Below are 13,701 nucleotides of genomic sequence, written 5' to 3'. Positions count from 1 at the left end.
GTAATGGAATTATTATTAATATTTAAAATTATTATTGGTTTAGGGATACTAGTTGGTGTTTATGCAATCCTTCGAAACCTAGATATTATTAAAATTATTCTTATTTATTGGAAAGATTTAATTCTTAGAAAGTAATCTAGCTAAACTTTGAAGAGATTTATTTTTAGAGGATGATTTAGATATCATCATACAAGCCTCTGATTTTAATATTTCACCATCTTTTAAAACTCTTAGATTATTAGCTTTTAAAGTTTCTCCTGTTGAAGTGATGTCAGTAATTATTTCTGATGAACCAGTAAAAGGATATGCCTCTGTAGCACCTAAACTATCTACTAATTTAAATTGAGTAACCCCTTTAGAAAATAAAAATTCTCTAGTTAAATTTGGATATTTGGTTGCAACTCTTAATCTTTTCTTTTTCTTATCTCTAAACTCAAATGCTATTTCTTCTAAATCAGCAATAGTTTGGACATCAATCCAAGGATCTGGAATGGCAACTACCAATGTAGCCTTCCCAAAGTCATATTTTTTAATCACATTAATTTTCTTTTGAATATTTATTTCACTCTCTTTCAACAAATCAAAACCAGAAAAACCTAGATCTAATGAACCATCTCCAAGTCTTTCAATAATTTCTCTTGCATGAAGATATAAAATTTTGAAATTTTTCTTTTGTTTAATTGAACCTAATAAATCTCTTTCTCCTCTTTCTGAAATTAGATTTAATTTATTTTTTTTAAAAATGTTTAAGACATCCTTTCTGAGTCTGCCTTTACTAGGAATTCCAATATTTATCATTTCTTTAGTATTCATATTTTTTAATTTGTTCTTTGAATAAAAAATTCATTTTTTCAATTAAATCTTTTTCTAATAATTTTTTGTAATTATTATCTTTTCCAAGATTAAAGAATTTTATTTTTTCACCTGTAAGTTTGCTTGAAATAGCTTCATTAAAACCAAGTTCATTTTCCATTTTTTTTAATTTATTGAATTCACAGCTTGAAATTGTTTTTTTTGCTTTTTCTCTTTGAAATGAATTTTTTTTATTTGTTAATTTGCTGATAAAACTAATTACTTTTTTTAAAGTAACAAAAGTCTCTAGTTGTAAATCTTCGTATCTAATAGTTAGAACTGGAAATTTTTTACATTCAGACCAACTTTTTTCATGCATAGACCAAGAAAAAAGTGGGTTGAAACCAAGGTATCTATTATCCTTTTTTTCAACAATTGCTTTTTGCTCTTGCAACATGAATTCTAAGGCATCTAATTTTTTAATCTGATAATGATTAGATAAAGAAGTTAACACGTTTCTTGGATCTCTAACTATATGTATTGCTCCTATTGAATTATTTTCATCAGTAAAACTATATCCATCTATTTTGCATAAAGCGTTATGTGTTTTTAAAAATTTAATTCTTTTATCTAAGTTAATAGATCTTTGTTCGCTAATCCAATATTTAGCGGTACTTTCAGGTTCAGAAAAATTGTCTGAATATTTTTCAAAATAAGATGAGCTTGGAAATGATTTAATATTATTTAAAATTTGAAAACTGAAGTTACCATCTTTAGTAAAATAATATGTTGATAATAAAGAACGTAACCACGTGTTTCCACTCTTTGGATAAGATGCAATCCATATAATCATAAGTTTAATGCCGCTCCCACTGCTGGTATTTGTTTTTTTGACCCAAGATCAGAAATTAATCGATCATAACGACCACCATTAATAATATTTTTTAATTTATTTTTTGATTTAATATCAATTTTAAAAACCATTCCTGTGTAATATTCCAATTGTCTTCCAAAAGAAGTTGAAAATACTACGTTAAGTTTTGAAACTTTGTTGTTAGAGACAGGAAAATATCTTTGATCAACTACTAAATTAATTCTATTTTTCTTAAAAAATTTATTTAACTCAGATGCAGCCTCATTGATTGGGCATTTGATTTTTAAAAAGTCTTTAATAATTTTTGAAACACCTTTACCTTTACTAGCTCTCCTTGGATCTTTAATTTTGTTATCAAACCTATTTAATATCTCATTAATAGTTCTACCTGCTATTACTTTTGATAGATCTTCTTTTAGCATTTTTAAATAACGCTTTTTATCAATTTCAACGATAGTTGGATCTACATCAGAGTTTGTCTCTAATCTTTTTAAAAGATCATTAAAGTAATCTTCTCTCCAAAAATGTCTTGATAATCTTAACTTCCATCTTTTCGGGATATCTAATTTTGAAATTAATAAATTAAATATCTCAACATTTCCTATTGTTAATTTACCTGAAGAATATTTAATATTTTGAAGAGATTTCAGTGAGGTATTGATAATTTCTTTATCATCATTTTTTTCATCTTTAGAACCTAAAATTTCAAATCCAATTTGATCTCGAATAATAGAGTCACTTTTATTTTCAGATTTTCTGTATGCTTGACCACTATAAAAAATTTTTTCTTTTCCTTTTAAATTATTCTCTAAGTATCTCAAACAAGATGCAATTGTTAAATCTGGTCGAAGACACAGTTCACTTCCATTTTGATCAGTAAATGAAAAAATAAATTTTCTAAAGTTTTCACCTGACCTTTGAACGATATGATTAGCCTCAATAACTGAGGGTAAATCTATATATTTGTAACCCTTAGATCTTACTGATCTAAGAATGTTTTCAGATAAGTTTTTTGATTTCATCTATTAAATTTGTTTTTGGAAATGTTTTGTTATTTTCACCTTTAACACCTTTAAGATTTTTTATAGTTACTGTGCCTTCATTAAATTCATTATCACCACATATAACTGCTACATTTAATTCACGTTTATTAGCTAAGGTTAATTGCTTACCTAAATTTTTCTTTGTATCTAAAAATATTTCTGCATTAATGTTATTTTCTCTTAATTGATCTACAATTTCGTAATAATTTTTTAGATATTTTTCATCCATCACGCAGACTAAAACTGGCTTTTCATCATCGACCTTAATCTGATCCAATTGTAAAAGTGCAAATAACAATCTATCCACGCCAAAACTAATCCCTGTACCTGGAATATCTACCCCTTTAAATCTTGAGATAAGTTTAGCATAAGAACCTCCTGAACAAATGCTGCCAATATCAACTTCTTTTCCTTTATTATTTGTAACTTTAAAATTTAAGTTAGTTTCAACAATAAAATCAGAATAATAAGCTAGACCTCTAACAATAGTAAAATTGGTTTGTACTTGTTCTAAATTAGAACCAAATCCTAAAATTTCAAAAACTTCCTCAAGCTCTTTAATTCCTTCTTGAGACAGTGGATTTTTTAAATTTTCTTTTAATTGTTTTAAGTCTTTTATTTTTAAAAAATTTAATATTTGTGATGCTTGTTCGTCTGTTAGATCAGCACCTTTTGTAACTGCACCGCTTGCATCTTTTCTCTCTTTTTTAAGAAGATCTTCAACACCTTTTAAACCAAATCCAGGTTTATCTAATTTATCAATAGCTCTAATTACTTTTAATTGCTTATCTTCAGATATTTTTAAATCATCAATTAAACCTTGTACTATTTTTCTGTTACTAATATTGATTGTGAATTGATCTTTATTCAAACCACAATCTAAGAGTGTACTTGAGATTAAATTACAAAGTTCTGCATTAGCTTGAGCTGAATTAACATTTCCAACAATATCAAAGTCAGCCTGCATGAACTCTCTGTATCTTCCATTTCCTGCTTTTTCATTTCTAAAGACATTTTGAATTGCATATCTTTTGTAAATTGATGGAAGCTCTTGGTTGTTTTGAGCAACAAATCTAGCTAAAGGACTAGATAGATCATATCTAAGAGTAATATTTTTATCACCATCTTTGAATGAGAATACATCAGACATAGGGTTATCCTCGTCCTCTGCTAAAAACGAACCAATATTTTCACTGATCTCAAAAGAAGGGGTTTCTAATGGTTCAGCTCCAAATTTTAAAAAATTTTTTTCAATCACTTTTAAAAGTTGTTTTTTTAAAACTAACTTTTTATTCCAACGATCTTCAAATCCAGATGGTAAGGAAGGATTGAGTTTTTTATCTTTTTCCATTTTAGTGGTACTTTGGGTAGGTTACGCTCCTACGACTTCGGATCCACAAACCGACGTGATACTATTTCACCACCAAAGCTTATCCTTTAGTTATTATCTTATTTTATGTGGAATGAAAATTATAATATAAATAAATAGCCTAATGGCTATGGAAACAGTTTCTGTGAGTACTTCTATAAGTAATTCTGTATGTAATATTTATATTCATGGGCAGCTTTTTAGACAAAAATTATTAATATTCAAGACTTAAATAAAAAAAGGACGTTAATCTACTAAATGTAGAAATAACGTCCTTTAGAAATTTTACGAAAATTAGTCTATTTTTTTTAAATTTACTGCTGAAGGACCTTTAGGACCGTCTTCTAATGTGAATTCAAGTTTATCACCTTCATTAAGAAATCTCATTCCAGCAGCTTTTACAGCTGAAGCATGTACAAAGGCATCTTTCTCTTTGTCGTCTCTCTCTATAAAGCCATATCCCTTTTTACCATTATACCATTTTATTTTACCTTGTAGTGTACTCATCTTATTTCTTCGTCCTTTTGTTATTTATTATATTAATTAAGTTAATTTCTTTTACAGGTATTTCAAGATCAAACTTTGTGGTGGTGGCTGAGGAAGGATTCGCACCTCCGACACAAGCCTTTTCAGGGCTCTGCTCTACTCCTGAGCTACTCAGCCTTATTTATCCTCTAAAGATAATTCTTCCTTTAGTAAGATCGTAAGGTGTCATCTCCACAGTTACATTGTCACCTTGAAGAACTCTAATTCTGTTTTTTCTTAACTTACCTGCTGTGTGAGCTGTAACCGTATGACCATTCTCTAGCTTAACTCTAAACATTGCATTCGGAAGTAGGTCTATCACAGTCCCCTTGAATTCAAGTAAGTCTTGTTTTGACAAATTTATTTTCTCCTTATTCTTTTTAATACTGATTGAGCATGCCCAACCAGGCCTTCGTAATTTGCAAGTGTTATAACTGATGGTCCAAGACTTTCAATACCCTTTTTTGATAGGTTTATGTATGAAATTCTTTTGTAGAATTCGTTTACACTTATACCACTTGAATATTTTGCTGATCCGTTAGTTGGTAAAACATGGTTTGAACCAACATTATAATCCGTCATAGCCATAACAGCATATTTTCCTAAACAAATTGATCCTGAATTTTTTATTTTTGAAACAATAGATTTATAATTTTTAACATTTAACTCTAAATGCTCTGGAGCTATTTTGTTAACAATATCGATAATTTTTTTATCTGAATTTACATGCATTAAAATTCCATTATTTTGCAAACTTCTCTTTGCAATAGATTCTCTTGGAATTTCTTTTAATTGTTTAATTATTTCAGATTTAACTTTATTTAATAAGTTTTTATCTTTTGAAATTAATATGCACTGTGCAAGTTTATCATGTTCTGCTTGTCCTATTAAATCACTTGCAACCCATTCTGGATTAGAATGCTTGTCACAAACTATTGTAACTTCAGAAGGACCAGCAGTCATGCCCTCAATTCCAACATCTCCAAAAACTTCTTTTTTTGCAGCTGCAACGTAAGCATTTCCAGGCCCTACAATTTTATTAACCTTTTTAATTTTTTTTGTTCCATAAGAAACTGCAGCAATGGCAGATGGTCCACCAATTGAATAAATTTCATTAATTTTACATTTTTTGGCAGCATATAATACTGCAGGATTTTGTTTTCCTTTATAGCCTGGGTTGATCATAACTATTCTTTTTACACCAGCAACAATAGCTGGAATTGCATTCATCAATACACTAGATGGATAGGATGCAGTTGAACCAGGTACATAAATTGCAACCGACTCTAAAGGTAAATATTTATACTCAAGTTTATTTTTAAATTTATCAGTGTAAGAAATATTTTTAAACTTTTGTAATGAATGAAATTTATAAATCCTGTTGTAAGCAGTATCGATAGATTGTTTTACAATAGAATTTAATGATTGAATTGATTTTTGAATTTGATTTGAGCTAGGCTTGATTACTGAATTTTTATTAAATTTTTTCTCATATTTTAATAAAGCTTTATCACCATTTTTTTTAACATCTTTAATAATGTTAGTGACTGAAACAGAGCTTGATTGAACTTTTCTCTTTCTTTGCAATAACAAATTATCTAATAATTTACCAAAATTTTTCTTACTGCTATCTAAAACCTTCATCTCTAATTTATTTCGCTTTGATCCTCTAATATTGCTTCAATCGTTTCAGCGGTCAAAGCGATATGAGCATTATTACTAAAGAAGAGATTTATTTCATAAACATCGTTATTTTTCAAATAATCTATTCCTACTAATTCTAAAACCAATTCTTGATTTGATTGATCAATATTTTTTGACTTTACCTTATCAACAAAATCAAATCTGCAGATACTATTGACTTTTTTGTCCTCATTTTCATTTTCTACTTTAATACGCTCAATTGATAATAAAAATACTTTATTAGATTCTAGATACTTAATATCTGAAACTTTTACTTTGGCTCCTGAACTACAAGCTGAAATCATCTGTAATCCCTCTTTATCTGTGGCAATAATTTTAGCTAAATATTTGTTCATCTTTTTAATCTTTTTATTTTAACACCAATATTTTTTAATTTATTTTCAATTTTTTCATAACCACGATCTAAATGATAAATCCTATTAATTACAGATTTCCCTTGTGCAACTGAAGCTGCTAAGACAAGTGCCACTGATGCTCTTAAATCACTAGACATTACTTCTGCACCAATAAATTTCGTATTACCTTCAATATAAGCTTTATTATTTTTGGTCATAATATTCGCACCTAATCTCTGTAATTCAGCAACATGCATAAATCTATTTTCAAAAATATTCTCTGTAATTGAACTTTTTCCTTTTGCTTTACACATTAAGACCATTAATTGCGCCTGCAGATCTGTTGGAATTCCAGGAAACTCTTTTGTTTTAATATTTTTAATAGATTTAATTTTTTCTGGTCCATTAATATGAATTTTATTTTTGCTTACTTTTATTTTGGCTCCTGTTTTTTTTAATAAATTAAGTTCTGTATTTATTATTTTTGGGTCTAAATTATTTATTTCTAAATTCCCTTTAGCTAAAGTTGCAGCTACACAAAAAGTACCACCTTCAATTCTATCAGCCATCACTGAATAATTTGTTGAATTTAAAGAACTTACTCCGTTAATAGTGCATGTTCTTCCTTTCCAACTTATTTTTGCACCTGCTGAATTAAGAAAGTTAGTAAGGTCTTTTATTTCTGGCTCGACAGCGCAATTTCTTAATACTGTTTTTCCTTTTGCCAAGCATGCAGCAATTATAGAATTTTCAGTTGCGCCGACAGTAATTTTTGGAAATCTAATTAACCCTCCTATAAGTTTACCAAAAGATTTTGCTAATATGTAACCATCCTTAATTTCATAATTCATCCCAAGTTTTTCTAAAGCTGACAAATGATAATTAACTGGTCTCGCACCAATTAAGCAACCACCAGGTAGTGATGTTTTTGACTTATGATATTTTGCAACTAATGGTCCTAATACTAAAATTGAACCTCTCATTGTTTTAACTAATGAATAACTAGCAAAAGTTTTCATATTTTTATTGTTTGAAATTTTTGCAGTTTTTTTATCTTTAGAAAGTTCGATTTTTGATCCAAGAGATTTAAGTAAATTAAGCATAGTGCTTATATCTTTTACTCTTGGAAGGTTATGAATAGTTACCGGTAAATCAAAAAGTAGTGTAGCTGCTAATATTGGCAATGATGCATTTTTCGAACCTGATATTGAAACTTTGCCCTTTATTTTGCTAGGACCATCAATCAGAAATTTGTCCATAACTTACTTTTTAATTTTAGCAACCTGAATAGTAGTTTGTCCCTGATATTTACCGTTCTTAGATTTATAAGTTGTCTCTGGTTGAGTTTCTGATTTAAAAAATAAAAATTGAGCTATACCTTCATTAGAATAAATTTTTGCTGGATTAGGTGTAGTGTTGCTTAACTCTATAACTATATTTCCTTCAAATTCGTTTTCAATAGGAGTTACGTTACAAATTATACCTGTTCTTGCATAAGTACTTTTACCAACACATATACAAAGTACATCTTTTGGAATTCTGAAATATTCTACTGTTTTAGCTAAAACAAATGAGTTTGGAGGAATAATGCAATGTGGTCCCTTTTTCTCAATAAAATTATCATCAGAAAAATTTTTTGGATCGACTAAGGAATTATTTACATTAGTAAATATTCTATATTCATCAGAGATTCTAACATCATAACCCATGCTACTTAATCCATATGAAATTTTCCCCTCCGCAACTTGATGATCTAAAAATGGTTCAATCATGTTGTGCTCTTTGCACATCTTCTTAATCCACGAGTCAGGCTGAATAGACATTACTTAGATTTTTTTTTATTTTTTTTTTGAAATAGTTTTCTTTTTTTTAAGTTTTTTCTTAAAGCTAAGCTCAAACGCTCATTTTTGTCTTTAGAACTCATTCTTTATTGGGGTTAGTCAAAAAATCTAAAGATATTGGTTTGTTAGGATCTAAGGGTTTTGATGTGGGCTCTTCTTTTTTTGGGCCTTCTTTAGCTAAACGTTTAGCTTTTTTTTCTGCAAGCTTTCTTTCTCTTTTAGCTTGCTTCTCCATAAGCTTGTTGCCTTTTGTAGATTTATAATCGTAGTGAATTCCCATAACATTTTTTTTAGTAGATATAGATCATTATGGTCAAAAAATTAAGGCAATAATTTGAAAAAAATGCTTTATTATCAATAAATTACTAAATGTATTTTAGCTCCTGTAGTTAAATGGCATAACAAGTCATTGGTAATGACTAGTTCCCTGGTCAGTACAGGGTGGGAGCACCATTAATTTCTGTAAAATTTTTTTCTAAAAATAATTGAAATCACAATTAATATAAAAAACGCTAAAAGAGGAACATAGATATCTGGAGAAAAGATAATATCCATTATTCCAGGAACTTCTGAATTTTTATCGATTACTTTTTCAATCCCACTTCCAATTGAAACTGCCAAAAAAATCTGAGGTATTATTCCTAAAAAAGTTGCAAATAGAAAATTTTTTACTCTTACATTAAATAATGTTGGCAATAGACAACTTATTTGCCAAGGAACTCCTCCAATAAATCTGTAAACGAGTAAATAAAAAAATTCAGATTTTTTAAATTTAATTTCAAGATTTTGAAATTTATTAAGAAATTTTTCTCTAATTAAATCTCTTAAAAAATAATTTCCAAATATATATAAAAAAGTTGCACCTACACTTAAACCAGTCACCACAACTAGTGTTCCAATCCATTTGCCAAAGATAAAGCCGCCCATTAAAGCTACAGGAGATCCAAAGCCTAGAAAAGGAAATACCCAAAGCACTGTTAGAAACAAGAAAGAAATTGAAACTAAAAATAAATTAGAATTCTTCAACTCAATTAAATAAGATCTGTTATTTCTCAAAAAATCATAAGATGTAATCTCCTGAAGACTGAATTTTGAAAAGAAAAAATATAAAAATAAACTAACAATTAATAAGTAAGATAAACCTATAAATAGTTTAATTTTTTTTGTTTTTTCCATGAATATTGTTATTTTATTCCTAAATCTTCTATTTGCTATTTTTATTATTGCTAATATAAAGGTGCAAAATTTATAAAATTTAATCAATTTATTTATGAAAAGAACATACCAACCTTCAAATAAAAAAAGAGCAAGAAAACACGGCTTTAGATCAAAAATGAAGACTAAAGGTGGAAAGAAACTTTTAGCTAGAAGAAGAGCCAGAGGAAGAAAATCTTTAACTGTATCAGTGTAAATTAATGAAAAGCAAAATTGTTGCTCTTTCAAAAAACGAAGAATTTAAAAATTTACTTAAACAAAAAAAGTTTTCAAATAAATACGTGACTATATTTTTTGGTAAACTAATAAATAAAGATAATAAAAAGCTCAATATTAGCTTTGTAACGAAAAAGAAATTGGGGAATGCAGTTAAGAGAAATAAGATTAAAAGAAGATTAAGGAATATTTTAAATGAAGCAGTTAAAAAAATATCAATAAATTTTAACTATTCATTCCTTGTTATCGCTAAGTCATCTATGCTAAATAATGAATACAAATTAATAAAAGAAACTCTTTTTCAGGATTTTGAAAAAATAAAATAATGAATATTTTTACAAATATATTAATTAAAATTATCAAAGGTTATAAATATCTGATTAGCCCTCTATTTGGACATTCTTGTAGATATTTACCTACTTGCTCAGAATACAGTATTGATGCACTTAAAGAATTTGGTCTGTTAAAAGGATCTTTTTTAAGTATTAAAAGAATCTTATCTTGTCACCCAATCAAATTTTTGGGTGGTGGTGAAGGTTTTGATCCTGTTAAAAAAAACACAAAATTAAAATAATATGGATACTAAAAATATAGTAGCGGCAATTTCATTATCAGCAGCAGTTATAGTTTTGTATTCACTATTTTTTGCTCCTCCACCAATTACTAAAGAAAATATGGCTGAAGGAAATAAAGTTGAACAAAACAGCGATACACCTTCACTAGATCAAAAAGAAAATGTTGCTGAAATTTCTAGAGAAGAAGCTTTAAATCAAAGTGAAAGAATTAATTTTGAAAATGAAAGTATTGTTGGTTCTATTTCGCTTAAAGGTGGTGTAATTGATGATCTAACTTTCAAGCAATATAATGTCAGTCTAGACTCACAGGAAAAAGTTATACTTCTTTCACCAAGAAATTCAAAAGATGGTTATTTAATTGAAAGTGGTTTTATTACATCTGATAAAAATGTTGAAATTCCAAATTCAAATTCTATTTGGAAAGTTTCAGGAAATAATAAATTAACAGATCAATCTCCTATAAAAATATCTTGGACAAATGATCAAGGTATTACATTTGAAAAAGAGATTGCCTTAGATGACAAATATTTATTTTCAATTAAACAAAGTGTAATCAATCCTACAGATAAAAAGTATGATTTTTATACTTATGGGCAAATCATTAGAAATGAAATGCCTGATATATCTAACTTCTATATCCTTCATGAAGGATTAGTGGCAACACTTGATGATGAACTTATTGAAGAAGATTACGATGATATACAAGAAAAGAAATTCTCAAGAACAGCTCAAAAAGGATGGTTAGGAATTGGAGATAAATACTGGGTAACTTCGCTAATTCCACCTAGAGAAAAAGAATTTAAAACAACATTTGATTATAAAGACAAGTTCAGAGCAAATTTTGTATCAACAGAACCATTAGAACTTAATGAAAATTCATTAATTGAAGAAACCTTACAAATCATTGTTGCTGCAAAAAGAGTTGATGTAATTGATGGATATGCTGAATCTTTAAACATTGATAAATTTGACTTAACAATTGATTGGGGATTTTTATACTTTATTACCAAGCCATTATTTTTTGGAATAGATTATTTCTTTAAATTACTTGGAAATTACGGCTTAGCTATCATAGCAATTACGATTTGTATAAGATTAGCATTTTTTCCACTTGCAAACTTTTCGTTCAGAAGCATGGCAAAAATGAAAGCCTTACAACCTGAAATGGCGAGACTGAAAGAGCTACACAAGGACGATAAAATGAAATTGCAACAAGCGATGATGGCTCTATATAAAAAAGAAAAAGTAAACCCAATGTCTGGTTGTTTACCAATACTTGTGCAAATTCCAGTTTTCTTTGCTTTATACAAAGTTTTATTTGTAACGATTGAAATGAGACAAATGCCTTTTTATGGCTGGATACAAGATTTATCTGAGAGAGACCCTACCTCTTTGTTTAATCTATTTGGATTATTGCCTTATGATGTACCATCATTTTTAGTCATTGGAGCATGGCCTGTTGCAATGGGTGTTTCTATGTGGGTTCAACAAAAATTAAATCCTGCACCAACAGATCCGATGCAAGCAAAAATATTTATGTTCTTTCCATTATTCTTAACAATAATTTTGGCACCTTTCCCAGCAGGGTTGGTAATATATTGGACAGTAAATAATATTTTAACTATGGCACAACAGGTTTTTATAATGAAACGAACCACTGTTAAAACAACAACTTAATGTTGGATATTAAAGAAGAAGAATTAAAAACAATTCTACCACTCGATGGTCCTTCAACTGAAGAAGTAAAAAAATATTTAGAAAAATATAACGATGAATATATTGTTATTAAATGCGGTGGTAGTGTTTTAATTGATCAAAATCTCTTTGATATTTTTATTAAAGATATTTCAACACTAAATAAACTAGGATTTACTCCTATTATTGTTCATGGTGGTGGAAAAAGAATAAGTAATAAACTTAATGAGATAGGTTTAGAAAGTAAATTTATAAAAGGATTAAGGGTAACCGACAAAGAAACTATTAAAGTTGTAGAAGAAGTATTAATTGATTTTAATAAAGAAATTATCAATGCTCTAGATCAGCAAAATTGCGAAAGTCAGAGTATTAATTCCAAGGAAAATAATATTTTAACAGTTGTACAAGAAAATGAAGAGCTTGGTTTTGTGGGCTCTCCTACAAATGTAGATCAATCAATAATAGATAAAATTATAGCAGATAAAAAAGTGCCTATTATTGCCCCCTTAGGTTTAGATAAAAATGATCAAACTTATAACGTCAATGCAGATACTGCAGCTGGCTTTATTGCTAAAAAAATTAACGCAAGAAGGTTAATTATATTGAGTGACGTAGAAGGTGTTTTGGATAACAATAAAAATCTAATTCCAGAAATTAATTCAGTGTCTATAAAAAACTTAATCGATAATGAAACAATTACTGGTGGTATGATTCCAAAAATAAATAATTGCTTAGATGTAGCTAGTAATGGAGTAAAAGGAGTTGTTATAATAGATGGAAGAAAAAATCATTCTGTTCTATTTGAACTTTTATCAGATGAGGGATCTGGAACTTTAATTAGACAATGAAAAATTTAAGCTATATTAAAAATATTCTATTTGATTGTGATGGTGTACTTTATAGTGACCTAGAGGCAGTATTTGGCCAAGTAAGTCGAAAAATGACTGAATATATTTCAAGTAAACTTAATGTAGATTTAAAAAAAGCCAAAGAACTTCAGACAAATTACTTTCACAAATATAACACAAGCTTAAATGGTCTAATGATACATCATGAAATTGATCCTAAAGAATTTTTAGATTTTGTTCATGATATTGATTTATCTTTTTTAGAAAAAGATACGGCATTAAGATATGAGTTAGAGAATATAAATTTAAGAAAATTTGTCTTCACTAATGGTAGCTACAATCATGTAAAGCACATCACTACAACACTAGGAATTGATGACCAATTTGAAGGCATATTTGATATCGTAGATGCAGAATATCACCCAAAACCAGAAGCTAAAGCTTTCGATTTAATGGTAGAAAAATTCAAAATTGATCCAAAAGAAACTTTGTACATTGAAGATATAGCAAAAAACTTATCGATAGGTAAAGAGCGAGGAACAATTACTGCTTGGTTAATTAATGATGAGGAATGGGGCAAAAAAGAATCTAATAAAGAATATATTGATTATAAAATTGAAAATCTTACTTTATTTTTAAAAGAAATAAGGTTATTAAAAAACCAATAAA

At 28.2% G+C, this 13,701-nt stretch carries 19 protein-coding genes and 1 tRNA gene; 7 read left to right on the top strand and 13 right to left on the bottom strand.

Translation table 11 applies throughout. The annotated features are described in order from the left end of the window. Positions 1-3: 3 nt before the first annotated feature. A complete protein-coding gene (locus tag ACTTAX_RS06160; protein ID WP_256998081.1) occupies positions 4-135 on the top strand; it encodes a hypothetical protein in 132 nt (43 codons plus the stop codon). On the opposite strand, the gene hisG is transcribed toward ACTTAX_RS06160, so the two are convergent. The 13 genes from hisG to ACTTAX_RS06095 all read right to left on the bottom strand — a co-directional run bounded on the left by hisG (position 118) and on the right by ACTTAX_RS06095 (position 9,659). Further along, on the bottom strand, positions 118-813 hold the full coding sequence (gene hisG, locus ACTTAX_RS06155; RefSeq protein WP_440693661.1) for an ATP phosphoribosyltransferase: 696 nt from the start codon (positions 811-813) through the stop codon (positions 118-120). The genes ACTTAX_RS06160 and hisG overlap by 18 nt on opposite strands. Continuing rightward, the gene (locus tag ACTTAX_RS06150; RefSeq protein ID WP_440693659.1) at positions 803-1,645 is read right to left on the bottom strand and encodes a sulfotransferase domain-containing protein; all 843 of its coding nucleotides are present in this window, start codon (positions 1,643-1,645) and stop codon (positions 803-805) included. Before ACTTAX_RS06150 ends, hisG begins: the two co-directional genes overlap by 11 nt. Then, positions 1,642-2,688, bottom strand: a complete 1,047-nt coding sequence (locus ACTTAX_RS06145; RefSeq protein WP_440693657.1) for an ATP phosphoribosyltransferase regulatory subunit — start codon at positions 2,686-2,688, stop codon at positions 1,642-1,644. Before ACTTAX_RS06145 ends, ACTTAX_RS06150 begins: the two co-directional genes overlap by 4 nt. Beyond that, a complete protein-coding gene (gene hisS, locus ACTTAX_RS06140) occupies positions 2,666-4,060 on the bottom strand; it encodes a histidine--tRNA ligase (protein WP_440693655.1) in 1,395 nt (464 codons plus the stop codon). The genes ACTTAX_RS06145 and hisS overlap by 23 nt, the downstream gene beginning before the upstream one ends. Before the next feature lie 312 nt (positions 4,061-4,372). After that, positions 4,373-4,585 (bottom strand): cold-shock protein, encoded by a 213-nt coding sequence (locus ACTTAX_RS06135; RefSeq protein WP_075505957.1) that lies wholly within the window; start codon positions 4,583-4,585, stop codon positions 4,373-4,375. Between the two features lie 81 nt (positions 4,586-4,666). After that, positions 4,667-4,741, bottom strand: a tRNA-Phe gene (locus ACTTAX_RS06130). A 4-nt stretch (positions 4,742-4,745) separates the two neighbouring features. Then, positions 4,746-4,961 carry a translation initiation factor IF-1 gene (infA, locus tag ACTTAX_RS06125; protein ID WP_023854397.1) on the bottom strand — a complete coding sequence of 72 codons (216 nt, stop codon included), beginning with the start codon at positions 4,959-4,961 and terminating at the stop codon, positions 4,746-4,748. 2 nt (positions 4,962-4,963) lie between these two features. After that, complete coding sequence (gene hisD / locus ACTTAX_RS06120) at positions 4,964-6,247, bottom strand: histidinol dehydrogenase (protein ID WP_440693653.1); 1,284 nt, start codon at positions 6,245-6,247, stop codon at positions 4,964-4,966. 2 nt (positions 6,248-6,249) lie between these two features. Then, positions 6,250-6,642, bottom strand: coding sequence for a DUF2948 family protein (locus tag ACTTAX_RS06115; protein ID WP_440613489.1), 393 nt, complete (start codon positions 6,640-6,642; stop codon positions 6,250-6,252). After that, positions 6,639-7,901, bottom strand: a complete 1,263-nt coding sequence (gene murA, locus ACTTAX_RS06110; RefSeq protein ID WP_440693651.1) for a UDP-N-acetylglucosamine 1-carboxyvinyltransferase — start codon at positions 7,899-7,901, stop codon at positions 6,639-6,641. The genes ACTTAX_RS06115 and murA overlap by 4 nt, the downstream gene beginning before the upstream one ends. Before the next feature lie 3 nt (positions 7,902-7,904). Next, positions 7,905-8,465, bottom strand: a complete 561-nt coding sequence (gene dcd / locus ACTTAX_RS06105; RefSeq protein ID WP_075505953.1) for a dCTP deaminase — start codon at positions 8,463-8,465, stop codon at positions 7,905-7,907. A gap of 97 nt (positions 8,466-8,562) precedes the next feature. Continuing rightward, a complete protein-coding gene (locus tag ACTTAX_RS06100) occupies positions 8,563-8,763 on the bottom strand; it encodes a hypothetical protein (RefSeq protein WP_075505952.1) in 201 nt (66 codons plus the stop codon). Between the two features lie 173 nt (positions 8,764-8,936). Next, positions 8,937-9,659 (bottom strand): TVP38/TMEM64 family protein, encoded by a 723-nt coding sequence (locus ACTTAX_RS06095; protein WP_440678918.1) that lies wholly within the window; start codon positions 9,657-9,659, stop codon positions 8,937-8,939. 94 nt (positions 9,660-9,753) lie between these two features. Between ACTTAX_RS06095 and rpmH the strand changes: the two genes are divergently transcribed. The 6 genes from rpmH to ACTTAX_RS06065 are packed head-to-tail and all read left to right on the top strand — an operon-like array spanning position 9,754 to position 13,700. Continuing rightward, entirely contained in the window at positions 9,754-9,894 is a 141-nt protein-coding gene (rpmH, locus tag ACTTAX_RS06090; protein WP_023854404.1) for a 50S ribosomal protein L34, read from the top strand. 4 nt (positions 9,895-9,898) lie between these two features. Further along, a complete protein-coding gene (gene rnpA / locus ACTTAX_RS06085) occupies positions 9,899-10,240 on the top strand; it encodes a ribonuclease P protein component (protein ID WP_440693649.1) in 342 nt (113 codons plus the stop codon). Next, the gene (gene yidD, locus ACTTAX_RS06080; protein WP_075505949.1) at positions 10,240-10,488 is read left to right on the top strand and encodes a membrane protein insertion efficiency factor YidD; all 249 of its coding nucleotides are present in this window, start codon (positions 10,240-10,242) and stop codon (positions 10,486-10,488) included. The genes rnpA and yidD overlap by 1 nt, the downstream gene beginning before the upstream one ends. Position 10,489: 1 nt before the next feature. Then, on the top strand, positions 10,490-12,166 hold the full coding sequence (gene yidC, locus ACTTAX_RS06075) for a membrane protein insertase YidC (protein WP_440693647.1): 1,677 nt from the start codon (positions 10,490-10,492) through the stop codon (positions 12,164-12,166). Beyond that, positions 12,166-13,032 carry an acetylglutamate kinase gene (gene argB, locus ACTTAX_RS06070; RefSeq protein ID WP_440693645.1) on the top strand — a complete coding sequence of 289 codons (867 nt, stop codon included), beginning with the start codon at positions 12,166-12,168 and terminating at the stop codon, positions 13,030-13,032. The genes yidC and argB overlap by 1 nt, the downstream gene beginning before the upstream one ends. After that, positions 13,029-13,700 carry a pyrimidine 5'-nucleotidase gene (locus tag ACTTAX_RS06065; RefSeq protein ID WP_440693643.1) on the top strand — a complete coding sequence of 224 codons (672 nt, stop codon included), beginning with the start codon at positions 13,029-13,031 and terminating at the stop codon, positions 13,698-13,700. Before argB ends, ACTTAX_RS06065 begins: the two co-directional genes overlap by 4 nt. Position 13,701: the final 1 nt, after the last annotated feature.

The sequence above is a fragment of the Candidatus Pelagibacter sp. HIMB1695 genome (genome assembly GCF_052047655.1).
Lineage (GTDB): Bacteria > Pseudomonadota > Alphaproteobacteria > Pelagibacterales > Pelagibacteraceae > Pelagibacter.
This window is presented reverse-complemented; position numbering and strand designations above follow the sequence as displayed.

What these genes read in the sequence shown, in the direction of transcription:
- rpmH (WP_023854404.1), top strand. Translation starts at nt 9,754, where the DNA reads ATGAAAAGAACATACCAACCTTCAAATAAAAAAAGAGCAAGAAAACAC.
- dcd (WP_075505953.1), bottom strand. Translation starts at nt 8,465, where the DNA reads ATGTCTATTCAGCCTGACTCGTGGATTAAGAAGATGTGCAAAGAGCAC.
- yidD (WP_075505949.1), top strand. Translation starts at nt 10,240, where the DNA reads ATGAATATTTTTACAAATATATTAATTAAAATTATCAAAGGTTATAAA.
- yidC (WP_440693647.1), top strand. Translation starts at nt 10,490, where the DNA reads ATGGATACTAAAAATATAGTAGCGGCAATTTCATTATCAGCAGCAGTT.
- hisD (WP_440693653.1), bottom strand. Translation starts at nt 6,247, where the DNA reads ATGAAGGTTTTAGATAGCAGTAAGAAAAATTTTGGTAAATTATTAGAT.
- argB (WP_440693645.1), top strand. Translation starts at nt 12,166, where the DNA reads ATGTTGGATATTAAAGAAGAAGAATTAAAAACAATTCTACCACTCGAT.
- ACTTAX_RS06135 (WP_075505957.1), bottom strand. Translation starts at nt 4,585, where the DNA reads ATGAGTACACTACAAGGTAAAATAAAATGGTATAATGGTAAAAAGGGA.
- ACTTAX_RS06160 (WP_256998081.1), top strand. Translation starts at nt 4, where the DNA reads ATGGAATTATTATTAATATTTAAAATTATTATTGGTTTAGGGATACTA.
- rnpA (WP_440693649.1), top strand. Translation starts at nt 9,899, where the DNA reads ATGAAAAGCAAAATTGTTGCTCTTTCAAAAAACGAAGAATTTAAAAAT.
- ACTTAX_RS06100 (WP_075505952.1), bottom strand. Translation starts at nt 8,763, where the DNA reads ATGGGAATTCACTACGATTATAAATCTACAAAAGGCAACAAGCTTATG.
- ACTTAX_RS06115 (WP_440613489.1), bottom strand. Translation starts at nt 6,642, where the DNA reads ATGAACAAATATTTAGCTAAAATTATTGCCACAGATAAAGAGGGATTA.
- hisG (WP_440693661.1), bottom strand. Translation starts at nt 813, where the DNA reads ATGAATACTAAAGAAATGATAAATATTGGAATTCCTAGTAAAGGCAGA.
- ACTTAX_RS06095 (WP_440678918.1), bottom strand. Translation starts at nt 9,659, where the DNA reads ATGGAAAAAACAAAAAAAATTAAACTATTTATAGGTTTATCTTACTTA.
- ACTTAX_RS06145 (WP_440693657.1), bottom strand. Translation starts at nt 2,688, where the DNA reads ATGAAATCAAAAAACTTATCTGAAAACATTCTTAGATCAGTAAGATCT.
- murA (WP_440693651.1), bottom strand. Translation starts at nt 7,901, where the DNA reads ATGGACAAATTTCTGATTGATGGTCCTAGCAAAATAAAGGGCAAAGTT.
- ACTTAX_RS06065 (WP_440693643.1), top strand. Translation starts at nt 13,029, where the DNA reads ATGAAAAATTTAAGCTATATTAAAAATATTCTATTTGATTGTGATGGT.
- hisS (WP_440693655.1), bottom strand. Translation starts at nt 4,060, where the DNA reads ATGGAAAAAGATAAAAAACTCAATCCTTCCTTACCATCTGGATTTGAA.
- ACTTAX_RS06150 (WP_440693659.1), bottom strand. Translation starts at nt 1,645, where the DNA reads ATGATTATATGGATTGCATCTTATCCAAAGAGTGGAAACACGTGGTTA.